Consider the following 23,595-nt stretch of genomic DNA (forward strand, 5'->3'; position numbering starts at 1 on the left):
GCGATCTTTCCCGGCGCTATTCCGCTGGGTGCGGCATCATCGCGGTATGACCTCTCTGGATGCGAAAGCGAAGACTCTGCTCGAACTGCATCGGCCGGGGGACCCGGTGGTGCTGCCGACGGTGTGGGATGCGTGGTCGGCGAATGTTGCTGTGGCGGGAGGGTTTTCGGGATTGACGATGGGGAGCCACCCGGTGGCCGACTCGGTGGGGCGCAGTGATGGGGAGGGGATGAGTTTCGAGGAGCTGTTGGCTCGGGTGGCGCAGGTGACCGGGGCGGTTGAGGTGCCGGTATCAGTGGATGTGGAGTCGGGGTATGGGCTCGAGCCTGCCGCGATCGTCGAGGGGCTGCTCGGGGCGGGGGCGGTGGGCCTCAATATCGAGGACACCGTGCACGGTGAGGGCAAGCGGCTGCGGGCGCCCGAGGAGCATGCGGCGTTCGTGGGCGGGCTGCGCGCGGCTGCCGACGCGGCGGGGGTGCACCTGGTGGTGAACGCGCGCACCGACCTGTTCCTGCGTCAAGACGGGGACGAGGCCGATCGGGTCGACCGGGCCATCGCCCGGCTGCGGCTGGCCGCCGACGCGGGCGCCGATGTGCTGTACCCGGTGGGCTGGCACAGCGACGAGGTACTGCTGCGGCTCACCGGTGAACTGCCGTTGCCGGTGAATGTCGTGACCAAGCCGGAGAATCCGGCCAGGGAACACTTCGCGGCGCTGGGCGTGGCGCGGATCAGCTTCGGGCCGCTGCTGCAAGCGGCGCTGGGCGCGGAGGCGTCGCGGCTGCTGGCCGCCTGGGCCTGAGCGAGCCCGGAAACGGCGACGGCGCGCGGCATTCCGTCGCGCGTCGTCGTCGTGTGGGGCTATTCCTTCGGTTCCACGTAGCGCGGGAACACCGGCTCCGGCGCGGGCAGCGCGGTCCCGGGTACCAGCGGCGTGGCGATATCGGCGAAGGTCCGGTCCTGCTGGCCGAGCAGGTCCAGGATCTTGGCGGCCGAACCCGGCATCACCGGCTGCACCAGGATCGCCACGATCCGCACCACCTCGAGGGTGACGTAGAGGACCGTCGCCATCCGCGCCAGGTCCTCCTCGGTGCCCGACTTGCGCAGGGCCCAGGGCGCGTTGGCGGAGAAGTAGCGGTTGGTCTCACCCAGCGTCAGCCAGATCGCCTCCAGCGCGAGATGCATCTGCTGGACGTCGAACTCGGCGCGGCAGCGCTCGAGCAGGGCATTCGCGCGGTCGAGCAGGGCCTGGTCGTCGGCGGTGAACGCGCCCGGCGCGGGCACCTGCGCGTCGCAGTTCTTGTTGACCATGGTCAGGCTGCGCTGCACCAGATTGCCGAACTCGTTGGCCAGGTCGGCGTTGATCCGGCCCGCGATGGCGTCGTTGCTGTAGCTGCCGTCCTGACCGTAGGAGATCTCGCGCAGCAGGAAGAACCGCACCTGGTCCAGGCCGTAGGTGGACACCAGGCTGAGCGGGTCGACGACATTGCCCGTCGACTTCGACATCTTCTCGCCCTTGTTGTACAGGAACCCGTGCACGAACACCCGGTCCGGCAGCGCGATCCCGGCCGACATCAGGAACGCGGGCCAATACACCGTGTGGAAGCGGGTGATGTCCTTGCCGATGATGTGCACATTGGCGGGCCAGTACTTCTGGAAGGCCGGGGACTCGGTGTTCGGGAAGCCGACGCCGGTCAGATAGTTGGTGAGTGCGTCGACCCACACGTACATCACGTGGTCGGGCTGGCTCGGCACCGGCACGCCCCAGTCGAAGGTGGTCCGGGAGATCGACAGATCCTTCAGCCCGGCCTTGACGTAGCTGACGATCTCGTTGCGCCGGGTCGCGGGCGCGATGAACTCCGGGTGCTCCTCGTAGAGGGCGAGCAGCTTGTCCTGGTACTCGGAAAGCTTGAAGAAGTAGTTCGACTCCTCGGTCCAGGTGACCGGGGTCTGCGTCTCGGTGGAGATGCGGGTGCCGTCGTCGAGGAGGGTGGTCTCCTCCTCGGTGTAGAAGGCCTCGTCGCGCACCGAGTACCAGCCGGAGTAGTTGCCCAGGTAGATGTCGCCCGCGGCGAGCATCCGCTGCCAGATGGCGATGCTGGCGGCCTTGTGGTCGTCGTCGGTGGTGCGGATGAAGCGGTCGAAGGAGATGTCGAGCGCCTTGTCCATCGCCTCGAACACATCCGAGTTGCGCGCCGCGAGCTCCTGCACCGGGACGCCCTCGGTGGCTGCGGTCTGCTGCATCTTCTGGCCGTGCACGTCGGTGCCGGTCATGAAGAACACGTCGTACCCGTCGAGCCGCTTGAACCGGGCCAGCGCGTCGGTCGAGATGTACTCGTACGCGTGCCCCATGTGCGGCGCACCGTTCGGGTATGCGATGGCCGTGGTGATGTAGAAGGCGGGCGCCTCGGCGCCTTCGGATGCGCTCATGATGCCAACTACTGTAATCCGCGTGGCAAACACGAATCGTCCGGCTCCGCCTCCTCCGCCGCCGCTCGCGCCGCTGATCGACGCGCACACCCATCTCGACGCCTGCGGTGCGACCGATGCCGCCTCGACCTCGGTGATCGTCGATCGGGCCGCCGCGGTGGGTGTCGGGCAGGTGGTCACCGTCGCCGACGACCTCGCCGCCGCGCAGTGGGCCGTGCGGGCGGCGAACTGGGATCCGCGCGTGTACGCCGCCGTCGCCCTGCATCCGACGCGCGCGAACGCCCTCGACGACAAGGCCAAGGCCGAGCTGGAGTACCTCGCCACCGACCCGCGCGTGGTCGCCGTCGGCGAGACCGGGCTGGACTACTACTGGCCCGGCAAGCTCGACGGCTGCGCCGATATCGAGACCCAGATCGACGGCTTCCGCTGGCACATCGAGCTGGCCAAACGGGTCCGCAAGCCGCTGATGATCCACAATCGCGAGGCCGACCACGACCTGCTCACCGTGCTGCTCGACGAGGGCGCCCCGGACACGGTGATCTTCCACTGCTTCTCCTCCGACGCCACCATGGCCGAGGCGTGCGTGGCCGAGGGCTATGTGCTCAGCTTCTCCGGCACGGTCAGCTTCAAGAACGCGCACGAGCTGCGCGAGGCGGCCAAGCTGGTGCCCGACGACCAGATCCTGGTCGAGACCGACGCGCCGTATCTCACCCCGCACCCGTATCGCGGAGCGCCCAACGAGTCGTACTGCCTGCCCTACACGGTGCGCGCGCTGGCCGAGGTGCGCGAGCAGGACCCGCGGGAGCTGGCCGAGATCACCACCGCCAACGCGCGACGCCTCTACCGCATCCGCTGAGCCGGGTAGGGGACTGGACAGCAAACGTGATACGCGTCACATAGATTTGTCTATCTCGTGACGTACCAGCGCTGACGATGCCGGATCGTGATCCGCGTACCCCCTGATCCGGGCGCTCGGTGTTGTCCACCGGCGGGTTGGTCGTTATCGTTCCGTAACCATGTCGGCTTTCGCGCGGATCAACTCGTCTCGCTCGCCGCTGCTGTACGCGGCGGTGGCGGCCATGCTGCTGATTCTTCTCGTCGGCGCCTCCCTGGCCATCGTCAACCACAAGACGGTCGCCCTGGTCGTCGACGGTGAGCGCACCGAGCTCTCCACCATGTCCGGGGACGTGCGCGCCGTGCTGGCCGACGCGGGCTACGAGATCTCCGAGCACGACGAGGTGATCCCGGCCGCGGGCAGCAAGGTCGCCGACGGCGCCACCATCACCCTCAACCGCGGCCGCGAGATCACCGTCTCGGTCGACGGCGTGGAGCGCACGGTCTGGACCACCGGCACCACCGCGGGTGACGCGCTGGCTCAGATGCAGATCCCGGCCGACACCCACGTGGTGCCGACCCGCTCGGAGAAGATCCCGCTGGCCGGTGCCGCGCTCAGCGTCTACACCCCGCGCACCATCGCGCTCGCCGACGGCGGCGCCGCCCCGGTCGACGTGCGCCTGGCCGCCGCGACGGTCGGTGAGTTCCTCGCCGCCGCCGGTGTCCCGCTGCAGGCCGAGGACTTCGCCGAGCCCGCCGCCGACTCGCCGCTGCGCGAGGGCATGACGATCACCGTCACCCGGCAGCGCACCGAGGAGCGCACCGAGGTGCTGCCGCTCGAGCCCACCGAGACGGTGATCGAGGACGTCACCATGAACATGAGCCGCACCGTCGTCGAGAATCCCGGCGTCCCCGGCCTGCACGAGGCCACCTTCGCGGTGACCATCGTCAACGGCGTGGAAGCCGGTCGCGTGCAGGTGAACTCGAAGGTCATCACCCCCGCCGAGCCCAAGACAATCCGCAAGGGCGCCAAGCCCGGCACCGAGGTCCCCGAGGTCCGCGACGGCGCCATCTGGGACGCACTGGCCCGCTGCGAATCCACCGGCAACTGGGCCATCAACACCGGCAACGGCTACTACGGCGGCATCCAGTTCGACCAGAGCACCTGGGAGCGCCAGGGCGGCCTCAAGTACGCCCCCCGCGCCGACCTGGCCACCCGCGAGGAACAGATCGCCATCGCCGAGGTCACCCGCGCCCGCCAGGGCTGGGGCGCCTGGCCTGCCTGCACCGGCCGCCTCGGATTGAGCTAGTACCCACCGCCCGCGGCCGCGTCTGACCCGGCGCGCGACGCCGCGATCTGTACACTCGCCCAGGTCCGTGCTCGCCTGGCCGAGAGATGATGCCGTGCTGAAGAACCCGATTCGCGCGACGGTCGTCGCCGCACTGTCCGCCGCGACGCTGCTGGTCGCGGGCTTCGCCCCCGCCGCCGGGGAAGCGCCGGGCGAGGTCATCGCGGTGCAGGATCAGCCCGCGGGCTGGCGCGACATGGCCAACGGCAAAATCCTCGACTACTGGATGACCGACTCGGCCGGGGTCTCGCGGCCCGCCAGCGGCGCGGTCTTCGTACCCGAGGGCCCGGCCCCGGCCACCGGCTGGCCGATCATCGCCTACGACCACGGCACCTCGGGCTCCGGCCCCGGCTGCGGTGGCCAGACCGATCCCGACGCCCGGCTGCCGCGCTTCCGCGGCGCCGAGGACGCGCTGATCAAGGGCCTGGTCGATCAGGGTTACGCCGTCGTCGCCCCCGATTACCTGGGCCTGGGCCGCTTCGAGACCGGTCCGCACCCCTATCTCGAGGTCCGCAGCGAGGCCACCGCCACCATCGACCTGGTCCGAGCCGCCCGCGCCGCCGACCCGGCGCTGTCGCGTACCTGGAGTGTGTTCGGTGTCTCGCAGGGCGGGCACGCCGCGCTCAGCACCGCCCACGTGCAGTCCTGGTACGCGCCCGAACTCGACTTCCGCGGCACGGTGGCCGTGGACGCGGCCTCGGACGTGGAGAAGGTGCTGCCGCTGGCCGCGCCGGGGCTGCCGCAGGTGCCCGGCCTGTCCGGGGCGACCTCCTCGTTCATCGTCAGCATCCTGGCCGGGCTGCGCGCCACCCACCCGGAGGCCGACGTCGACTCGTACCTCACCCCGCTGGGCCGCTCGCTCGTCGACGCCGCCGGGAACCAGTGCATCGACGAGATCTTCACCGGCGCCCAGGGCGTCAACCCGTCGGACATGCTGACCAAGCCGCTCGCCCCGCTGCGCGAGGTCCTCGCCACCTACATGGCCCTGCCGACCAGCGGCTACGACGCGCCCATCCTGCTGACCATGAACGTCACCGACGTGGTGGTGCCCTCGCCGCTGCACGGCGCGCTGGTCGCCCAGTTCGCCGCCAACGGTGTCGACCAGCAGGTGGTGCCCGGCACCGGCGAGCACGGCACCGTCTCCCCGCGGATGCGCACCGCCATCGACGAGTTCCACGCGCGTGTGCACGCCGCCCCGCCGCAGCGCTGAGCTGGCCGATCGGCCGGGTTGGTAGGTTCTAGCGGTGTCCGAACCAGAGATTCCCGCGCGCGGTAGCGCCGCCCTGCTCGGTCCCGCCGAGGTGCGGACCCTGGCCGAGCGCTTCGGCGTGCGGCCGACCAAGCAGCTCGGGCAGAACTTCGTGCACGACGGCAACACCGTGCGGCGCATCGTCGCCGCCGCCGGAGTCGGCCCCACCGACACCGTCCTCGAGGTCGGTCCCGGCCTCGGCTCGCTGACGCTGGCCCTGCTCGACGTGGTCGACCAGGTGGTCGCCGTCGAGATCGACCCCGTGCTCGCCAACTACCTGCCCGAGACCGTCGCCGACCGCGCCCCCGGCCTGGCCGAGCGACTGCGGGTGGTCGAGGCCGACGCCCTGCGCGTGCGCGCCGACCAGCTGCCCGCCACCCCGACCGCGCTGGTGGCGAACCTGCCCTACAACGTGGCCGTGCCGGTGCTGCTGCACCTGCTGGCCGAACTGCCGAGCATCCAGGTCTCGCTGGTAATGGTGCAGGCCGAGGTCGCCGACCGGCTGGCCGCCGAACCCGGCAACCGGGTGTACGGCGTCCCCAGCGTCAAGGCCGGTTTCTTCGGCAAGGTGAAGCGCGCGGGCGCGGTGGGCACCCAGGTGTTCTGGCCGGTGCCCCGGGTGGAATCGGGCCTGGTCCGCATCGATCGCTACGCCGAGGCGCCCTGGCCCATGGACGACGCGCATCGCCGCCGCGTCTTCGAGGTGATCGACGCCGCCTTCGCCCAGCGCCGCAAGACCCTGCGCGCGGCCCTGTCCGGCTGGGCGGGCTCGCCCGCCGAGGCCGAGCGCAGGCTGGTGGCCGCGGGCATCGACCCGACCGCGCGCGGCGAGACCCTCGACACCGCCGCCTTCGTGCGGCTCGCCGCGCAGGCCTGACCGCCGGAATTCCGGGTTTCCGTGGCGGAACCCGCAGTACACCGGGCGTTCACGCCGGGCGCCTGTGAAAGCAATTGTGGACAACCGGTTTTCGCGGTGTCCGGTGTTGATCATGGTCGCCGGGGGATGGCCCGGGCCACATCGGACGATGCGCGCACATCACCGTTGTGAGCGGATGTGGATGACGCTGTGGATGATTCGGTGCGCGGCGGCAGAAGATGAATCACCGATGAACGAGGACGCTCGCACCACAGGTTTTCGGCCGCCTCGCCGCCGAGGGGCGAGACGTAACGGCGAAGCCGGAGTATCGCCCCTCGGCGGCGAGGCCCAAGGGGCCGAAAACCTGTGGTGCCAGCCGCCAAATGTCACTGCAGTTCGTAGCCTGCTTCGTCTACGGCGGCGGCGACATCGGTGCGGGCGAGGTCAGCGGCGCTGTCCACCTTGACCAGGCCGCTGGCGAGGTCGACATCGACGCTGGTGACGCCGTCGATCTTGCCGATCTCCTCCTTGACCGAACTCGCGCAGTGCCCGCAGGTCATTCCCGTGACGGTGTAGGTGGTGGTGGCCATGGCCGACTCCTTCTCGCTCAGACGTCCTCGGGATGTCCCCGACACGATCGAACATACCCCCCATGGGTATCTGGCGCAACCGTGACCGTGGATTCACCGCGCGAACTCGTCGGTGCCACCGGTTACGCTTGGTGATCGTGCTGTCAGTTGTGCCCAGCCCGGTCGTCGTGCGCGCCCCTTCGAAGGTGAACCTGCATCTCGGAGTCGGTGATCTGCGCCCGGACGGCTACCACGACCTGACCACAGTGTTCCAGGCCCTGTCTCTCGCCGACGATGTCGAACTGGCCCCGTCCGCCTCGCTGACGGTGCGCGTCTCCGGCGAGGGCGCCGCCGAGGTGCCCACCGACCGCACCAACCTGGTCTGGAAGGCCGCGGTGCGCCTGGCCCATCTGGCCGGGCGCGCGCCGCTGGTGGAGATCGCCATCGCCAAGGGCATCCCCGTCGCGGGCGGGATGGCTGGCGGCAGTGCCGACGCCGCCGCCGCGCTGGTCGGCCTGAACGAACTCTGGGACCTGGGCCTGGGCCGCGACGAACTGTCCGCCATCGCCGCCGAACTCGGCAGTGACGTCCCGTTCTCCCTGCACGGCGGCACCGCGCTGGGCACCGGCCGCGGCGAGCGCCTGCTTCCGGTGCTCTCCCGCAACACCTTCCACTGGGTCCTCGCCCTGGCCAAGGACGGCCTGTCCACCCCCGCGGTCTTCCGCGAACTCGACCGGCTGCGCGCCGAGGGCGACCCGCCACGCCTGGGCGACCCGCAGAAACTCATGCAGGCCCTGGCCGCGGGCGACCCGCACACCCTGGCCCCGCTGCTCGGCAACGACCTCCAGGCCGCCGCCCTGTCGCTGAAACCGGACCTGCGCCGCACCCTGCGCGCCGGGGTCGGCGCGGGCGCCCTGGCCGGGCTCGTCTCCGGCTCCGGACCCACCTGTGCCTTCCTGTGCGAGACCGAACAGGCCGCGGTCGCGGTGGCCGCCGAACTCGCCGGGGCGGGCGTCTGCCGTAGCGTGCGCACGGCCAGCGGCCCGGTCCCCGGCGCCCGGGTGCTCGACATCGAGGCGCACGGCAAGCACTGAGCCCGGCGGCGCGGCTCCGACCGCCGCCGACCGGGCAAGTAGGCTCGTCACGGCCCCATAGTCACGTGGAAGGCGGGCGAGCTACCCCCATGTCCAACCTGATCAACCTCGAACAGGTCTCCAAGAGCTTCGGCGTGAAGCCCCTGCTGGACGACGTCTCGCTCGGTGTGCACGCGGGCGAGCGGATCGGCGTCGTCGGCCTCAACGGCGGCGGCAAGACCACCCTGCTCGAGGTGCTGACCGGGCTGGAGGAACCCGACAGCGGCCGGGTCAGCCGGGTCGGCGGGCTGCGGATGGCGGTGGTCACCCAGCGTGGCGTGCTGCCTGAGGGCGCCACCATCGGCTCGGTCGTTCTCGCCGGGCTCTCCGACGACCTGTCCACCGCCGACATCGCCGAGCACGAATGGGCCGCCGACGCGCGCATCCGCTCGGTGCTCGACGGCATCGGCATCGCCGATCTGGGCCTGGACACCCCGGTCACCAATCTCTCCGGTGGCGAGCGCCGCCGCGTCGCCCTGGCCGCCGCGCTGGTGCGCGAACTGGACCTGCTGGTGCTCGACGAGCCAACCAACCACCTCGACATCGAGGGCGTGCAGTGGCTGGCCCAGCACCTGATCGCCCGGCGCACCGCGCTGGTGGTCGTCACCCACGATCGCTGGTTCCTCGACACCGTCGCCACCCGCACCTGGGAGGTCGTCGGCGGCAAGGTGGAGACCTACGAGGGCGGCTACGGCGACTGGATCTTCGCCCGCGCCGAACGCGCCCGCCAGGCCGACGCCACCGAGGCCCGCCGCCAGAACCTGGCCCGCAAGGAACTGGCCTGGCTGCGCCGCGGCGCCAAGGCCCGCACCTCCAAGCCGCGCTACCGCGTGGAGGCCGCCGAGGCGCTGATCGCCGATGTGCCGCCGCCGCGCGACGCGGTCTCGCTGGCCGCCTTCGCGCGCAAGCGCCTGGGCCGCGTGGTGATCGAGCTGGAGGACGCCACCCTGGCCACCCCCGACGGCCGCGAGCTGGTCGGCGACCTCACCTGGCGGCTGGCCCCCGGCGAGCGGGTGGGTCTGGTCGGGGTCAACGGCTCCGGCAAGACCACGCTGCTGCGCGCGCTGGCCGGTGACGTGGACCCCGTGACGGGCAAGCGCATCCAAGGCCAGACCGTCCAGATCGGCTGGCTGCGCCAGGAACTCGACGACCTGCCCACCGATATGCGGGTGCTCGAGGCCGTGCAGCAGATCGCCAACCGGATCATGCTGGGCGACAAGGAGATTTCCGCGGGCCAGCTGGCCGAACGCCTCGGCTTCACCCCGGCCCGCCAGCGCACCCCGGTCGGCGACCTCTCCGGTGGCGAGCGCCGCCGCCTGCAGCTGACCCGCATCCTGATGGCCGAGCCCAACGTGCTGCTGCTCGACGAGCCGACCAACGACCTCGACATCGACACCCTCCAGCAGCTGGAGGACCTGCTCGACAACTGGGCGGGCACTCTGGTGGTCATCAGCCACGACCGCTACCTGGTCGAGCGCATCTGCGACACCACCTGGGCCCTGTTCGGCGACGGCAAGCTCACCAACCTGCCCGGCGGCATCGACCAGTACCTCACCCGGCGCGCGAGCCAGGCGAGCGCCGCCAAGCCCGGCGCCGCCAAAGCCCCCGCCGCCTCGACGGATTCGGCCGACCGCCGCGCCGCGCGCAAGGAACTCTCGCGCCTGGAACGCGGTATCGCCAAGCTCGACGAACGCGAACAGAAGCTGCACCAGGCCCTCGCCGACGCCGCCACCGACCCGGACAAGCTGGTGACCCTCGGCGCCGAACTCAAGGACGTCGTCGCGGAAAAGGAAGCGGCGGAAGAGCGCTGGATGGAGCTGGCTGAGCTGGCCGAGGCCTAGGTGGCGGTCTCCCTGCCGTCCGAGATGACGGTCGGCAGGCAGGTCCGCACGAAGTCGGCGCCGAACTCGGTGAGCAGGATGCTGCGGTAGCTCACCTTGGTGCCGAAGCCGCGCTTGAGCGCGTCGCGGACCTGTTCCTGGGCCTCGATGAGCTGGTAGCGGCTCGGATTGCCGACCGGATCACGGGTGAACTCGATGAGCCCGAGCCTGCGCAGATTGGGCAGGTACTGCGGGACGCGGTTCGGAAACCGCAGGCCCGCGTGCTCACCCAGCATCGTCAGCCCGCTGACCAGGCGCTCGCCGCCGAAGGCGCGCTGGCGTCCGGTGCGCACATCGATGGAGGGTTGCGGCCCGTCGACGTGCAGGAAGCGCAGGATGCGCGCCTCGTCGGGGGTGATCTCGGCCAGGATCCCGGGATAAGCGGGATGGGTGTCCGGCTGGGCCGCGTGCGTGCTGGCCGACAGGCGCAGCAGCTGGGCGCCCTGCTCGCGCAGCGTCGGCATCGCCTCGCGGTGGTACTCGGCGCTGGTCGGCAGGCCAAGCGCGTGCCGGAGCCGTTCGCGCACTTCGGTTTCGGCCTCGGCGAGGACCGCCTCGGGCGGGTTGCCCGCGAGGCTGCCGCGCAGCACCGTGACGGTCACGCCGAGCGCGGTGTCCAGCGTCCACAGCGTCATGCCGGAGGCGGCGGTGAACGCCACCTTGGCGACGCCGGTCGCCGCGCGCACCGTGCGCACGGGAGACATCGGCAGCATGCCGCGGCTGTTGTCGGTGGTGTCTGGAACCGCCACCGTCCGCCGCACCACCTCTGCGGACGGGGTCTTGTCTACATCCATGTCGTCGCTACTCCTGTTCCGAAGACCAGGATGTGAGCGTATCCGGCGAGCAGCCCCAGCGCGCCGCCATGGACGAAAAGCAACCATTCGTCCTGTTTGATCGCCGAACGCAGCATGTCCACGAAGTCGTGCGGGGACAGGGCGGACATTTGCCGGGCGATGTACTCGTTGACCTGTTTGCCCTGCTGGACGTTGAACTCCGGGTCGGCGAAGGCCATCGGCGCGATCGTCATCGCCTCGGTGGTGAGGGTGGTCTGCAGCGAATCGTATTCGCGGCTGCCCAGCATGAACTTCACCGCGGGCCGGGCCGGGCCGAGCGCGCGGTCGGCGGCCGGGCGCAGGGTGTCCTCGAGCATCTGCAGCGTGCGGTCCGAGCGCGGGCCGTTGAGCAGTTCGTCGCCGATATTGGCCACGGTGACCACCTCGGTGGACACCAGCGCCGCGTAGCCCGCGGTGATCTCCGGCTGGCGCTTGATCAGCAGACCCTGCCGCCACGGGCACCACCACTTCGGGGTGGCGGGCGCGAAGATCATGTTGATGCCCACCCAGTTGACCACCCAGCCGATGATGATGCCGCCGATGGGCAGCACGATCAGCGGCGAGAGCCCGGTGGTGTGCAGGGCCAGCACCAGCAGCAGACCGCAGGGTGCGCCGAAGTAGAAACCGAAGTTCTGCATGAACCGCAGTTCCTTGGCGCCGAGCACCTGGAACAGCTGGTTGAGCAGCTGCGGGCGGGCCTGGAAGTAGCGGATCACCATCTGCTTCACGTCCAGCAGCTGGTCGATATTGGTGCCCAGTTCGGCGGTGAGCTCGCGCAGGATCTCCGGCAGTTGCGAGCGCACCCGCTGATGGATCATCTCGCGCACCTGGACCGGCAGGTTGTACCAGAGCTGGGGATGCTCGCGGCGCAGGATCACCTCGACGATGTCGCGGATCTGCGCGTCGGCGACCTCGGCCAGATGTTCGGCCAGCTTCTCCGGATCGAGCTCGCGATAGAAGTCGGACACACTGCCCAGCTTGGACAGCCCCTTGTCCACCGCGATCGAGGCCATCTTGTCCGCGCGGGAGGGCACGATGCCCTGCCAGCCGATCCGCCCGTCATAGCTGAGCAGCGGCAACACCTGGATCCGCTTGGGCAGGAACGGGAACAGCGCGCGCAGTCCGGGCAGTTTGATGCCGTGGAATTTGATCGGCTGGAACAGCATCAAAATGCCGGTCCAGTTGGTGATGTAACCGATTACTCCTGTGAAAAGAGGAATGGTCAGAATTTCCAGCAGCAGGGTTGGATGTAACCCGAACACACTCTCCAGCACGACACCCTCCTGCCGATACCCGGTGACCACCGCCTTCACCGGCATCCAAAAATTAGCACCCCCGCGGCGAGGTGACCCTACTGTGAGGTGAGGAACTAGGTCCATTCGTCGTGCCCCAGGCCACAGGGTAGTGTCTGAGACATCAGTCACAGAACGTGTCCCGAATGCCGTACTCGCCGTGCGGAGTCGGAACAATGACGGTCACCACAATTCGTGGCAGATGACAATCGGCGCCGCAGGGGGCGCCGTATCGTCCGCACTGTGCCTGGGGCGTGGTCGGGCAATAATCTGTGGGCGAGAAGTTCACCTGGCGAGACTTCGGAGTAGGACGTGACAGACGACAGGACCGGACAGGACCTGGCCCGCGCCGGTACCCGTGCCGTCGAACGCAGCTCGGACGTCGAGCAGCGACAGATCAGCAACGAAGCGCGGTTGATCAGGGGTGTGTTCCGCGCCGCCGGCCTGGCCGCCGGAACCGCGGTGCGCGGCAGCCAGTGGGCGGTCGGCACCACCTACGAGGTGACCAAGGAACTGGCCCAGGCAGCGCTGGACGGCGAGTCCTCGGCCGATATCGCCGAGCGCACCGGCAACGCGCTGCGGTCCATCGCGCGCAGCGCGCTCGGCGTCACCGAGGGGTCGGTGCGCGAGATCGTCAGCTATGTGCCGACGCCCAACGGATCGTCCCAGCAGGCCATTACCGTCGGTCCATACCTGCGTTCGGCCACCACCGACGACCTGCGCCGCCGCGGTGACGCGCTGCTGGCCCGCTCGGCGGATGTGTACTTCACCGAGGACGTGCACCCGGCCTACGACCGCATCCTCGACGAGATCGCGCCCGACGAGGCCCGCATCCTGCGCTTCATGGCGCTCAACGGCCCGCAGCCCTCGGTCGACGTGCGCACCAACCGCCCGCTGGGCATCGGCTCGGAGCTGGTCCAGGGCGACCTCACCTCGGTGCCCGAACAGGCCGGTGTGCGCTACCCCGACCGCTCGCGCTCCTACCTGATCAACCTCAACCGGCTCGGCCTCACGCTGACCTCGGAGGATCCGGTCGTGCTGAGCCGCTACATGGTGCTGGAAGTGCAGCCGGTGGTCGAGGAGGCCCTCAAGAAGGCGGGCCGCGCACCCAAGATCGTGCGCAAGAGCCTGCGCCTGTCGGAGTTCGGCGAGGACTTCTGCCGCACCTGCTTCACCATCGGGTAGCCCAGACAGCACGCGCCTACCGGTCGGCAGATCACGCTCCGGTGTCGGCAGTGATAGCGATCTGATACAGATCGGGCACCCGTGCCCGAATCGGTGGGATCGTGGAGTCATGGAGCAGCCGACCGGATCTGCCGACGTGCGCGTGGACGACACCGTCCCGCCCGCACAGGCGTACCCCGGACCGCTGCTGCCCGGCGCCGACGAGCCCCTGGTCGCCGGGCCGGAGACGGGGGAGGAACCGATGTCCATGCAGCCGCCCGAGGCGGGCGACGAGGAGCAGCCCGCGCCGATCGAGCGTCCGCCGGATCACCCCGACGACATCGTCGCGATCAGCAGGCTCAAGTTCCGCTATCTGCGGGCCCTGGACACCAAGTCCTGGGACGAGTTCGCCGACACCCTGATCCCCGAGGCCACCGCCACCTACAGCGAGTACCTGCAGTTCGAATCGCGCGAGGCCTTCCTGGCCTTCCTGCGCAACACCCTGGGCCCGCACGTGATCACCGAGCACCGCTGCGACCACCCCGAGATCGATGTCGACGGTGACGAGGCCACCGGCACCTGGTACCTGGCCGACACCGTGATCATCCCCGAGCACAACATGTGCCTGCGCGGCGCGGCCTTCTACACCGATCGCTACACCCGCTGCGAGGACGGCCACTGGCGCATCGCGCACACCGGGTACGAACGCACCTACGAGGTGGTGCTCTCGCTCAGCGACCTGCCAAGCCTGCGGTTGACCGCGAGCCGCTGGGGCATGATCGCCGGGGAGAACCACATTTCCTCGGTCGAGCGCAATCCCGGCTCACCGGCCGCCTGAACGCCCGACCCAGACAGCCCGCACGGGCTCAGTCGGCCGTGGCGACCAGCGGTTCCAGCGTGAGATCCGGGTGTTCCTTCTCGATGTACTGCAGCCGCCACTTGTCGCTGAACAGCGCCAGGATCGCCCCGTCGGTGCGGGTGAACACCTCCACGCCGCGCTGGCGGTCCAGCTCGGGCGCTGATTCCGCGTCGGTGCGCCGGGCCAGGGTGAAGGCCAGGAAGTCCAGCTGGGTCTCCACATTGAACTCGGCCTGCATGCGCGCGGTGACGACCTCGAACTGCATCGGGCCGACCGCCGCCAGCACCGGCGACTGATCGCCGCGGGCGTCGTTGCGCAGCACCTGCACCACGCCCTCGGAATCGAGCTGGTCGATGGCCTTGCGGAACTGCTTGTACTTGCCCGCGCTCTGCGCGCGCAGCGTGGCGAAATGCTCGGGCGCGAAGCTCGGGATGGGCGGGAACTCCACCTTCTTGTCCACGAACAGCGTGTGCCCCGGCGCCAGCGCGGTCGCGTTCACCAGACCGACCACATCGCCGGGGTAGGCGGTGTCGACGGTGGTGCGCTCGCGACCGAACACGGTCAGCGCGTACTTGGTGGCGAACGGGCGGCCGGTCTGCGCGTGCGTCACCACCATGCCGCGCTCGAACTCGCCGGACACGATCCGCATGAAGGCCAGCCGGTCGCGGTGCGCGGTGTCCATGCCCGCCTGCACCTTGAACACCACGGCGCTGAACGGATCACCCGTCACGCGGTCCTTGCCCGCCACGTCCGCGCGCGAACCCGGCGCGGGCGCCAGCGCGACCAGGGTCTCCAGCAGCTGGCGCACACCGAAGTTCAGCATCGCCGAGGCGTAGATGACCGGCGAGGTCTGCCCGGCCAGGAACAGTTCCTGATCGTGGTCCTGCCCGGTGGCCGAGAGCAGCTCGCTCTCCTCGGCGGCGGTCGTCCACGCCTCGCCCTCGCGCGCCTCGGCCTCGGCCGGGGTCAGCGACTCCTCCGGGGCGATGGTGGCGCCACCGGCGGTGCGGGTGAAATGGATGTACTCGTCGGCCGCGCCCTCGGGCCCGCGGCGCAGCAGGCCGCGGAAGTCACCGGCGATGCCGACCGGCAGGAACAGCGGGGTAGGCGTCAGGCCGATCCGCTCGCTGATCTCGTCGAGCAACTCCAGCGGCGCCTGGCCCGGGCGGTCCCACTTGTTGATCACGGTGATCACCGGGATGCCACGGTGGCGGCACACCTGGAACAGCTTCAGCGTCTGCGGCTCGAGGCCCTTGGCCGCGTCGATCAGCATCACCGCGGCGTCGACCGCGGTCAGCACGCGGTAGGTGTCCTCGGAGAAGTCGGAGTGACCGGGGGTGTCGACCAGGTTGATCACATTGTCGACGTCGGACCCGGCGACCCGGTAGTTGAACTGCAGCGCGGTCGAGCTCACCGAGATGCCGCGCGCCTTCTCCATCTCCATCCAGTCCGAGACCGTCGACTTGCGTCCGGCCTTACCGTGGATGGCGCCCGCCTCGGAGATCATCCTGGCGTGCAGCGCCAGCGCCTCGGTGAGCGTGGACTTGCCCGCGTCGGGGTGCGAGATCACGGCGAACGTGCGGCGGCGCGCCACCTCGGCGGGCAATCCGCGGGGGGTGACGTTCTCTCCGGACTCGGACACGGGTGGGCCTTTCGCAGGGGTGGGCAGCTTTTCCAGCGTACGAGGCTCGGGTTGGTTCGCTCACGTCGGCCCATTTGTGCGCAGCCCAGAACGGTGCTGTGTTTTTGGAGCGCTGGCGCGCTCGAGTCGCGGCCCCTAGGGGCCGCCGGTCAGCGCTCGAGACTCGCGCCTGCGGCGCATGCGCTTCGAGCGCTGACCGGCGACCCGGCCGCGACCGGCGCTGCGCGCCGCCGCTCCTCGGGGTCGCGGGTGCGGGGCCGGGAGGAGCGGTCATGGCGGTTTCGGGTCGTGGTGGGGGGTGATGGGGGTTTCGGCTTGTGGTGGGCGGGTGATGGCGGTTTCAGCTCGTGGTGGGCGGTGGGGTATGGTTGTCGGGTTGTCTCGGCGAGGGTGGGCCCTCTGTGGTGTTCACCGTGATCGACGCGGCTCGGCTCTGTGGCCGTCCTCGTTCGTTCTTCGTCCGACGAGTAGACCCAGACCCCGGTAGATGGGTCGCCCATGACCAGCCCGGAAGAGCCGTAGGAGCGCATTCACCATGTCCGACGCCAACGTCATCGAAGCCGCCGTCCGTACCGAGTTCGGTAAGGGCGCCGCGCGCCGTACCCGTCGCGACGGCAACGTGCCCGCCGTGCTGTACGGCCACCACGCCGAGCCGCAGCACCTGGCGATCAACGCCCGTGAGTTCGCCGCCATCCTGCGCGAGCACGGCACCAACGCCATCCTGAGCCTGGTCGTCGACGGCAAGTCGCAGCTGGCCATGACCAAGTCGGTCGTCGTCCACCCGATCCGCCGCTACATCGAGCACGCCGACCTGCTGATCGTCAAGCGTGGCGAGCGCGTCACCACCGACGTCAACGTCGTGGTCGCCGGTGACGCCGCCGCGGGCACCCTGGTCACTCAGGAAGCCAACACCCTGTCCATCGAGGCCGACGCGCTGAAGCTGCCCGAGTCCATCGAGGTCTCGGTCGAGGGCGTCGAGGCGGGCACCCAGATCCTCGCGGGCAGCATCGCGCTGCCCGCCGGTGTCACCCTCGCCGGTGACGCGGAGGCGCTGATCGTCAACGTGATCGCCGCGCCGTCCGCCGCCGCGCTGGACGAAGAGGGCGAAGGCGCCGCCGAGGGCGAGTCGGCCGAGGCCGAGGCCGAGTCCGCCGAGTAATTCCGCTGCTACGGTTCGGTCGTGACCGAATCTTCCGGGCCCGCGCTCGTGGTCGGACTGGGTAACCCCGGTCCCGAGTACGAGCGCACCCGCCACAATGTGGGCTTCCTGGTCGCCGATGTGCTCGCCGAGCGCATCGGCGGCCGTTTCGCCCAGCACAAGAAGTCCGGCGCCGACCTGCTGCAGGCGCGCCTGGACGGCCGCCAGATCCTGCTGGCCAAGCCGCGCACCTACATGAACCTGTCCGGGCGCCCGGTGGCCGCGTTGGCCAAGTTCTTCTCGGTGCCCGTCGGCCAGGTGATCGTGGTGCACGACGAACTCGATCTGCCGTTCGGCACGATCAAGCTCAAGCAGGGCGGCGGCGAGGGTGGACACAATGGGCTGCGGTCGATCTCGCAGGCGTTGACCACCAAGGATTATCTGCGCACCCGGATCGGTATCGGCCGTCCGCCGGGGCGGCAGGATCCGGCCGATTACGTGCTCAAGCCGTTCGCGGCGCCGGAGCGTAAAGAGGTGCCGGTGATCGTCGAGCAGGCCGCCGACGCGGTGGAGCTGCTGCTCAAAGTCGGGCTCGAAGCAGCCCAGAACAACTTGCACTGACCGTTCGGCGCGTCCGGTGATCCGGACGCGCCGAACGCGTCTCAGCGCAGGTGGACCGCCGTGGCCGCGCGGCGCAGCTTGCCCGAGGAGGTCTTCGGGAGGGCGCCGGGGCCCAGGATGGCTACCGTGCGGGGGCGGGCGCCCACCTCGGCGAATACCTCGTGCACGATCTCGCGCTCCATGCGCTTCACCTCGTCCGGCTCCTGGTAGTCGTTGGACTCGACCACCACCGCGAAGCTCTCGCGCTTCTCACCGGCGTCCAGGCGCACCGCCACCGCGTTGCCGGGGCGCACACCGGCCACCCGCATCGCGGCCCGTTCGATATCGGTCGGGTAGATATTGCGGCCGCCCATGATGATGACGTCCTTCATCCGGCCGCACACCACGATCAGGCCCGCGTCGGTGAAGTAGCCGATGTCGCCGGTGTCGAGCCAGCCGTCGGCGTCCTGGGCGGGGCGGAACCCGTCGACGGTGACATAGCCGGAAGTCACCGCGGGGCCGCGCAATTCGATGACGCCCACCGAACGCACCGGCAGCGGCTGGCGCTCGGCGTCGACCACCCGGCCCTCCAGATCGTCGACCAGGTGGCCCAGCGTCGGCAAACGGCGCGGGGTGCCGTGGTGACCGTCCTCGGCCACCGGCACCGCCTTGCCCACCGCCTCCAGCAGGTCCGCGTCGATCACGTCGAGCACGAGTCCGTGGCCGGGATCGGGGATGGACACCGCCAGCGTGGTCTCGGCCATGCCATAGACGGGGGTCAGCGCCATGGGATTGAGCCCGAACTCCTTGCCCGCCTCGGCCAGCGCGATCATGGTGTCGGGGTCCACCGGTTCGGCGCCGTTCCACATGTAGCGCACGCTGGACAGGTCCATGGTGCCCGGATCGGCCTGCCGCAACCGCCGCGCCAGCAGCGAGTAGGCGAAATTCGGTGCGGCCGTGACGGTTCCGCGGTACTTGGCGATGAGCTCGGCCCACAGCAGCGGCCGGGCGAGGAAGTCCAGCGGGGTCACGCACACCACTTCGGCGCCGAATTGCATGGGCACACTGAGGAATCCGACCATGCCCATGTCGTGGAACAGCGGCAGCCAGCTGATCATCACATCGTCGTCGGTCTGGAACTTGACGCGATTGAACATGGCGTAGGCGTTGACGTAGAAGTTGCCGTGCGTGATCCGCACCGCCTTGGGCGAGCCGGTCGACCCGGAGGTCAACTGCTGCAGGGCGATATCGCTCTCGCCGGTGGCCACCGGGTCGGTATCGGGGCCCTCGTTCAGGTCCTCGATCCGGACCACGATGATGCCGCGCTCGCGCAGAACGGGCTCGGCGGCCGCGAACGGCGCCCCGAGCACGACCGCCTTCGCGTCGATCATGTCCAGCACAGTCTCGGTGTCGCGCACCCATACCGCCAGGTCGGTGCGCGGGGTGGGCTGGTGCAGCATGGTGATCGAGGCGCCACGCATCCAGATGGCCTGGCAGACCGGGGCGATATCGACGGGCAGCCCGGCCAGCACGCCCACCGCGTCGCCGTGCCCGATCCCGGCGGCCGCGAGCCCACCGGCCATCCGCCGCGCTATCCGATGGATTTCCCCCCAGGTCTGCCGCACCGGCACATCCGGTTCTCCGGTGACCAGTCCGCGTGGACTGGTCAACGCTGTGGCAAACATTTCGTCGGTGAACCTGCTCAACGTCGGACTCCCTTTGCGCCAACGATCGGTTACGGCCCTGCTCCCAACAAATCCCGCCCCGCGCCCTCGGTGTTAACCCCACTCAACCCCGGCGAACACCCTCCACCGCACGTTTCTCGACGGCGAAGGTGGCAGCGTAACGGTCCACATATGGTCTACCCGATTGTGCCGCAATCTCCCGCATCAGCTGGTCGGTTGCCGCTCTGACCTGGGCGCGATGCTCGGCTGCCGGATAGCGTCGCGCCGGTTGGACAGTGATGCGCACCTTGGTGGAACGCAACAGTTTCCGGCCGCGCGGATTCATGCGGTCGGTCCCGTCGAGCACCACGGGTACCACCGGCGCCCCTGTCGCCATCGCGACGCGCAGAGCCCCGGTCCGTCCACGATAGACCCTGCCGTCGGCCGACCGGGTGCCCTCGGGGTGAATTGCCCACGCCCCACCGGATTCGACGATGCGGGTGGCGGCGGCCAGCGCGTCGGCGGCCGCGTCACCGCCGGTGCGGTTCACCGGCACCTGACCGGCGGCGGTGAAGAACCAGCGCTGCAGCCGTCCCCGCAGCCCTTGGCGGGTGAAGTACTCCTGTTTCGCCAGGAAGGTGAGCGGGCGGGGGATGACCAGCGCCAGGTAGAGCGAGTCGATGAAGGCGAGGTGATTGGCGGCGATGATCACCGGTCCGGTGCGCGGGATGTGTTCGAGACCCTCGACCCGCGGGCGGCCCAGCAGACGCAGCAGCGGGCCGATGAGGACGTACTTGCACAGCGGGTACCACATGATTCCTCCGGTGTAGACAGTGTCTATCGAACCCTAGTAGACACTGTCTACGGGTGCTACCGCGCAGGCCACCGCGGGCGGTGCAGAATTGCCCGTATGCCCGAACCGCTGCGCGAGCGCCTCATCGATACCGGTGTCGAGCTGCTCGAACGCGACGGGGTCGGCCAGCTCGGTCTACGGGCCATCGCCCGGGCCGCCGGGGTCTCGCACGGTGCCCCGCGGCGCTGGTTCCCGACCCACGCGGCGCTGCTCGCCGCCATCGCCGCCCGGGGGTTCGCCGACCTGATCGCGCGGTTCGCGCGGGCGGCCCCCGATGCCGACCCGCCCGCCCGGCTGCGGGCGATGGCGCTGGTCTACGTCGATTTCGCGGTGACAAGGCCGGAGATGTTCACGCTCATGTTCCGCCACGACCTGCTGGCCGGGTCGGGGGAGAACCTGCGCGGCACCACCCAGCCGCTGTATCGCCGCATCGTCGAGCTGGTCGCCGCGGCGGGTGCGGGTGCGCAGGCCCCGCGCCGCGCGCTGGCGCTGTGGACCAATATCCACGGCCTGGCCACCGTCGCCGCCAATCACACGCTGGAAGTCGTTGCCCCCGAGGAGGATCCGCGCGAACTCGCGGCGCGGATCGTCGACGAGCACCTGGCCTTCGTTACCGGGTGAGCTCGGCCAGGGCCGCCACGAAGCGGTCGAGGTCGGCGGGGCTGACGAAGCAGTGCGGTGAGGCGCGCACCACCGCGGCCAGATCGCGACCGGTCATGTCCAGCAGGGTCGAGCTCGCGTGGCTCACCGTCACGGTCACCGCGTGCTCGGCGAGCCGGTCGCGCAGGCGCACCGGATCGTGGCCGTCGACGGTGAACGAGACGATGCCGCTGTGCTCGGTGCCCAGATCCCGCACGGTCACCCCGGGCAGCTCCGGCAGCAGCGCGCGCAGGTAGGCGGCCCGCTCCGCGACCGCGCCGTAGACCGCCGCCGGGCCGAGCGCGAGCAGGTAGTCCACGGCGGCACCGAGCCCGAGGCGGGCGGCGACATCGCATTCCCAGAACTCGAAGCGGCTCGCGTCCTCGGCGAGGCGGTACGCTCCCGGGCTCACCCACTGGGCGCTGTGCAGGTCGAGCCGGGCCGGTTCCATGCTCCGCGCCAATTCCGCGCGGACATACAGGAATCCGGTGCCGCGCGGCCCGCGCAGCCACTTGCGGCCGGTCGCCGAGAGCGCGTCGACACCGAGTTCGGCCACATCGAGGGGCAGCTGGCCGATCGATTGACAGGCGTCGAGCAACACCAGCGCGCCCGCCTCGTGGGCGACCCGGGTCGCCTCGGCGACCGGATTCACCAGGCCGCCGTTGGTCGGCGCGTGCTGCAGCGAGACCAGCCGGACCCGCTCGTCGAGCAGGTTCGCGAGCGCGGTGGTGTCCAGGCGGCCGGTGGCGTCGCTGGGAATGTGCTCGACCCGCGCGCCGGTGCGTCCGGCCAGCTGCAGGGCCGCGATGGCATTGCTGGCGTAGTCGGCGTCCGAGATCAGGATCCGGTCGCCGGGCGAGAGCGGCACCGAATAGGCGAAATCGGTCCACGACCTGGTCGCGCTGTCGCTGAGGGCGATGGTGTCGGGGGTCGCGCCGATCAGGGTCGCGATCGAGGTCTTGACCGCCGCCAGGTCGTCCAGACGCTCGTTCGCCGCGCGGTAGCCACCGATCTCGGCTTCCCGCCGTAGATGGGCGATCACGGTGTCGGTGACAACCCTGGGCGGCAGCGAGGAGCCCGCGCTGTCGAGGAACACCTGCCCCGTGTCGAGTCCGGGCGTGGCGGCTCTGAGGGCGGCGAGATCGATCATGCCGACGACCCTAGCGCGGCGATTCGTTCGCCGGTTCGTCACTTTTCCTGTCGGTGCCCGTCGCTACTCTGGAAAGACCAGACGCAGGATTCCACGGCAGTACCACAGCACGCGGAGGTTGGCATGGCCGTCACACTGCACCGTACTTCGTGGCCCGATTCTGCTCCTGACCAGGGCGAATTGTCCTCCAGGGCAGCCGCGGAGGCCTATGTCGGCGGGGTGTGTTTCAAGCTCGGGCCGCCGGGGCTGATCGGCGCGGAACTCGAGTGGCTCACCACCGGCCCCACCGGTTCCCGCCCCGCCCTGGACCTGATGGCGTCCGCGCTCGGTCCGCACGCGCCCGTCTCCCTCGCCCCGGCCTCGCCCGCGGCCCCCCTGCCCGGTGGCAGCAGGGTCACCATCGAACCCGGTGGTCAGATCGAACTCTCCAGCGCCCCGTTCGCCGATCCGGCGGCGCTCACCCACCACCTCCGCGCCGATGCGGCCCGTTTGCGGGACCTGCTCGCCGCGCAGCGGATCGGCATCCTCTCCGCCGCCGCCGACGCGGTCCGCCCTGCTCAGCGCGTGCTCCGGTTGCCCAGATACGCGGCGATGGAACGCCGCTTCGCCGGGGTTGGTCCCTTCGGCACGCTCATGATGTGCAATACCGCGGCCACCCAGGTCAGCGTGGACGCGGGCGCCGATCCGCACGAGGTCGGCGCGCGCTGGACCGCCCTCTACGCCCTCGGACCCGCGCTGATCGCGGCCTTCGCCTGCTCACCGCGCCTGCACGGCGCCCCACCGGGCGAGTGGGCCTCCCAGCGGATGCGGGCCTGGCTGCGGCTGGATCCGTCGCGGGTGCGGCCGCCGGTGGCCGACTGGACCGACCCGATCACCGCCTACGCGCGCTGGGCCCTGGACGTGCCACTGCTGTGTGTGCGCTGCACCGAGCGCGACGCGGACTGGTCGCCGCCGCCGGGCGCCACCTTCGCCGACTGGCTCACCGGCGCCCTCGACGACGAGGTCGGCCGCCGTCCCGGCCGCGCCGATCTCGACTACCACCTCACCACCCTGTTCCCGCCGGTCCGCGCGTCGGGTCACCTCGAGGTCCGCTATCTCGACACCCAGCCCGGCGACACCTGGACCACGCCCATCCACCTGTTCGACACGCTGCTCTCGACGCCCGCGGTGGTCGCCGAGGCGACGGCGCTGGCCGCCCCGGTGGCGGGGGAGTGGTCCACCGCGGCCCGGCACGGCCTGGCCGACCCGCAACTGCGCCGCGCCGCCGTCGACGTGCTCGAACTCGCCACCGCCCACGCCCGATCCGATTCCGCCGTGGCGGAATTGGCCATGGCCGCGCGCCGATGTCGGGCGGGGCGAAGTCCGCTCGAGCCCGCGCACAACGGTTCCGCCCTTGCCGCCCCTCCCGTTTCGGAGATCGCCCCGTGACTGTTTCCGTCCCCGCCGACCATTCCGCCCGCGACC

21 protein-coding genes are annotated in these 23,595 nt (G+C 70.2%); 13 read left to right on the forward strand and 8 right to left on the reverse strand.

Translation table 11 applies throughout. From position 1 onward, the window contains the following. The first annotated feature begins 46 nt into the window (after window positions 1-46). Window positions 47-799, forward strand: coding sequence for an isocitrate lyase/PEP mutase family protein (locus WA675_RS12595; RefSeq protein ID WP_336084420.1), 753 nt, complete (start codon window positions 47-49; stop codon window positions 797-799). Window positions 800-858: 59 nt separating this feature from the next. Here the strand turns inward: WA675_RS12595 and metG are convergent, their stop codons facing one another. Beyond that, window positions 859-2,427, reverse strand: a complete 1,569-nt coding sequence (gene metG / locus WA675_RS12600; RefSeq protein ID WP_336084421.1) for a methionine--tRNA ligase — start codon at window positions 2,425-2,427, stop codon at window positions 859-861. A gap of 1 nt (window position 2,428) precedes the next feature. Between metG and WA675_RS12605 the strand changes: the two genes are divergently transcribed. The 4 genes from WA675_RS12605 to rsmA all read left to right on the forward strand — a co-directional run bounded on the left by WA675_RS12605 (window position 2,429) and on the right by rsmA (window position 6,736). Beyond that, window positions 2,429-3,283: a TatD family hydrolase gene (locus WA675_RS12605; RefSeq protein WP_336084422.1), complete on the forward strand. Its 855-nt coding sequence runs from the start codon at window positions 2,429-2,431 to the stop codon at window positions 3,281-3,283. A 160-nt stretch (window positions 3,284-3,443) separates the two neighbouring features. Further along, window positions 3,444-4,571: a transglycosylase family protein gene (locus WA675_RS12610; protein ID WP_336084423.1), complete on the forward strand. Its 1,128-nt coding sequence runs from the start codon at window positions 3,444-3,446 to the stop codon at window positions 4,569-4,571. A gap of 94 nt (window positions 4,572-4,665) precedes the next feature. Continuing rightward, window positions 4,666-5,820: a lipase family protein gene (locus tag WA675_RS12615; protein WP_336084424.1), complete on the forward strand. Its 1,155-nt coding sequence runs from the start codon at window positions 4,666-4,668 to the stop codon at window positions 5,818-5,820. A 34-nt stretch (window positions 5,821-5,854) separates the two neighbouring features. Continuing rightward, the gene (rsmA, locus tag WA675_RS12620) at window positions 5,855-6,736 is read left to right on the forward strand and encodes a 16S rRNA (adenine(1518)-N(6)/adenine(1519)-N(6))-dimethyltransferase RsmA (RefSeq protein ID WP_336084425.1); all 882 of its coding nucleotides are present in this window, start codon (window positions 5,855-5,857) and stop codon (window positions 6,734-6,736) included. Window positions 6,737-7,101: 365 nt separating this feature from the next. Here the strand turns inward: rsmA and WA675_RS12625 are convergent, their stop codons facing one another. After that, the gene (locus WA675_RS12625) at window positions 7,102-7,305 is read right to left on the reverse strand and encodes a heavy-metal-associated domain-containing protein (RefSeq protein ID WP_336084426.1); all 204 of its coding nucleotides are present in this window, start codon (window positions 7,303-7,305) and stop codon (window positions 7,102-7,104) included. A gap of 137 nt (window positions 7,306-7,442) precedes the next feature. Here WA675_RS12625 and WA675_RS12630 point away from each other — a divergent pair, with 137 nt between their 5' ends. Both WA675_RS12630 and WA675_RS12635 read left to right on the forward strand, forming a co-directional pair. Then, a complete protein-coding gene (locus WA675_RS12630; RefSeq protein WP_336084427.1) occupies window positions 7,443-8,378 on the forward strand; it encodes a 4-(cytidine 5'-diphospho)-2-C-methyl-D-erythritol kinase in 936 nt (311 codons plus the stop codon). Window positions 8,379-8,467: 89 nt separating this feature from the next. Next, the gene (locus WA675_RS12635) at window positions 8,468-10,258 is read left to right on the forward strand and encodes an ABC-F family ATP-binding cassette domain-containing protein (protein ID WP_336084428.1); all 1,791 of its coding nucleotides are present in this window, start codon (window positions 8,468-8,470) and stop codon (window positions 10,256-10,258) included. Here the strand turns inward: WA675_RS12635 and WA675_RS12640 are convergent. Both WA675_RS12640 and WA675_RS12645 read right to left on the reverse strand, forming a co-directional pair. Beyond that, window positions 10,255-11,091, reverse strand: a complete 837-nt coding sequence (locus tag WA675_RS12640) for an Abi-alpha family protein (protein WP_336084429.1) — start codon at window positions 11,089-11,091, stop codon at window positions 10,255-10,257. The two genes, WA675_RS12635 and WA675_RS12640, sit on opposite strands and share 4 nt — an antisense overlap. Beyond that, window positions 11,082-12,449 (reverse strand): hypothetical protein, encoded by a 1,368-nt coding sequence (locus tag WA675_RS12645; RefSeq protein ID WP_336084430.1) that lies wholly within the window; start codon window positions 12,447-12,449, stop codon window positions 11,082-11,084. Before WA675_RS12645 ends, WA675_RS12640 begins: the two co-directional genes overlap by 10 nt. A 285-nt stretch (window positions 12,450-12,734) precedes the next feature. Between WA675_RS12645 and WA675_RS12650 the strand changes: the two genes are divergently transcribed. After that, window positions 12,735-13,607, forward strand: coding sequence for an Abi-alpha family protein (locus WA675_RS12650; RefSeq protein WP_336084431.1), 873 nt, complete (start codon window positions 12,735-12,737; stop codon window positions 13,605-13,607). Between the two features lie 241 nt (window positions 13,608-13,848). Next, the gene (locus tag WA675_RS12655) at window positions 13,849-14,424 is read left to right on the forward strand and encodes a nuclear transport factor 2 family protein (protein WP_336084538.1); all 576 of its coding nucleotides are present in this window, start codon (window positions 13,849-13,851) and stop codon (window positions 14,422-14,424) included. Between the two features lie 28 nt (window positions 14,425-14,452). Here the strand turns inward: WA675_RS12655 and WA675_RS12660 are convergent, their stop codons facing one another. Continuing rightward, window positions 14,453-16,087, reverse strand: coding sequence for a peptide chain release factor 3 (locus tag WA675_RS12660; RefSeq protein WP_336084432.1), 1,635 nt, complete (start codon window positions 16,085-16,087; stop codon window positions 14,453-14,455). A gap of 535 nt (window positions 16,088-16,622) precedes the next feature. Here WA675_RS12660 and WA675_RS12665 point away from each other — a divergent pair. Further along, entirely contained in the window at window positions 16,623-17,246 is a 624-nt protein-coding gene (locus WA675_RS12665; RefSeq protein ID WP_336084433.1) for a 50S ribosomal protein L25/general stress protein Ctc, read from the forward strand. Between the two features lie 21 nt (window positions 17,247-17,267). Next, on the forward strand, window positions 17,268-17,846 hold the full coding sequence (gene pth, locus WA675_RS12670; protein ID WP_336084434.1) for an aminoacyl-tRNA hydrolase: 579 nt from the start codon (window positions 17,268-17,270) through the stop codon (window positions 17,844-17,846). Between the two features lie 41 nt (window positions 17,847-17,887). Here pth and WA675_RS12675 read toward each other — a convergent pair whose 3' ends face one another. After that, a complete protein-coding gene (locus WA675_RS12675; protein ID WP_336084435.1) occupies window positions 17,888-19,531 on the reverse strand; it encodes a fatty acyl-AMP ligase in 1,644 nt (547 codons plus the stop codon). 82 nt (window positions 19,532-19,613) lie between these two features. After that, window positions 19,614-20,303, reverse strand: a complete 690-nt coding sequence (locus WA675_RS12680) for a lysophospholipid acyltransferase family protein (RefSeq protein ID WP_336084436.1) — start codon at window positions 20,301-20,303, stop codon at window positions 19,614-19,616. 96 nt (window positions 20,304-20,399) lie between these two features. Here WA675_RS12680 and WA675_RS12685 point away from each other — a divergent pair, with 96 nt between their 5' ends. After that, window positions 20,400-20,963 (forward strand): TetR/AcrR family transcriptional regulator, encoded by a 564-nt coding sequence (locus WA675_RS12685; RefSeq protein WP_336084437.1) that lies wholly within the window; start codon window positions 20,400-20,402, stop codon window positions 20,961-20,963. On the opposite strand, the gene WA675_RS12690 is transcribed toward WA675_RS12685, so the two are convergent. After that, complete coding sequence (locus tag WA675_RS12690) at window positions 20,953-22,131, reverse strand: aminotransferase class V-fold PLP-dependent enzyme (RefSeq protein WP_336084438.1); 1,179 nt, start codon at window positions 22,129-22,131, stop codon at window positions 20,953-20,955. The genes WA675_RS12685 and WA675_RS12690 overlap by 11 nt on opposite strands. Window positions 22,132-22,254: 123 nt before the next feature. Here WA675_RS12690 and egtA point away from each other — a divergent pair, with 123 nt between their 5' ends. Further along, complete coding sequence (gene egtA, locus WA675_RS12695) at window positions 22,255-23,559, forward strand: ergothioneine biosynthesis glutamate--cysteine ligase EgtA (protein WP_336084439.1); 1,305 nt, start codon at window positions 22,255-22,257, stop codon at window positions 23,557-23,559. The last annotated feature ends 36 nt before the right edge of the window (window positions 23,560-23,595 follow it).

It is taken from the genome of Nocardia sp. SSK8, assembly GCF_037034205.1.
Lineage (GTDB): Bacteria > Actinomycetota > Actinomycetes > Mycobacteriales > Mycobacteriaceae > Nocardia.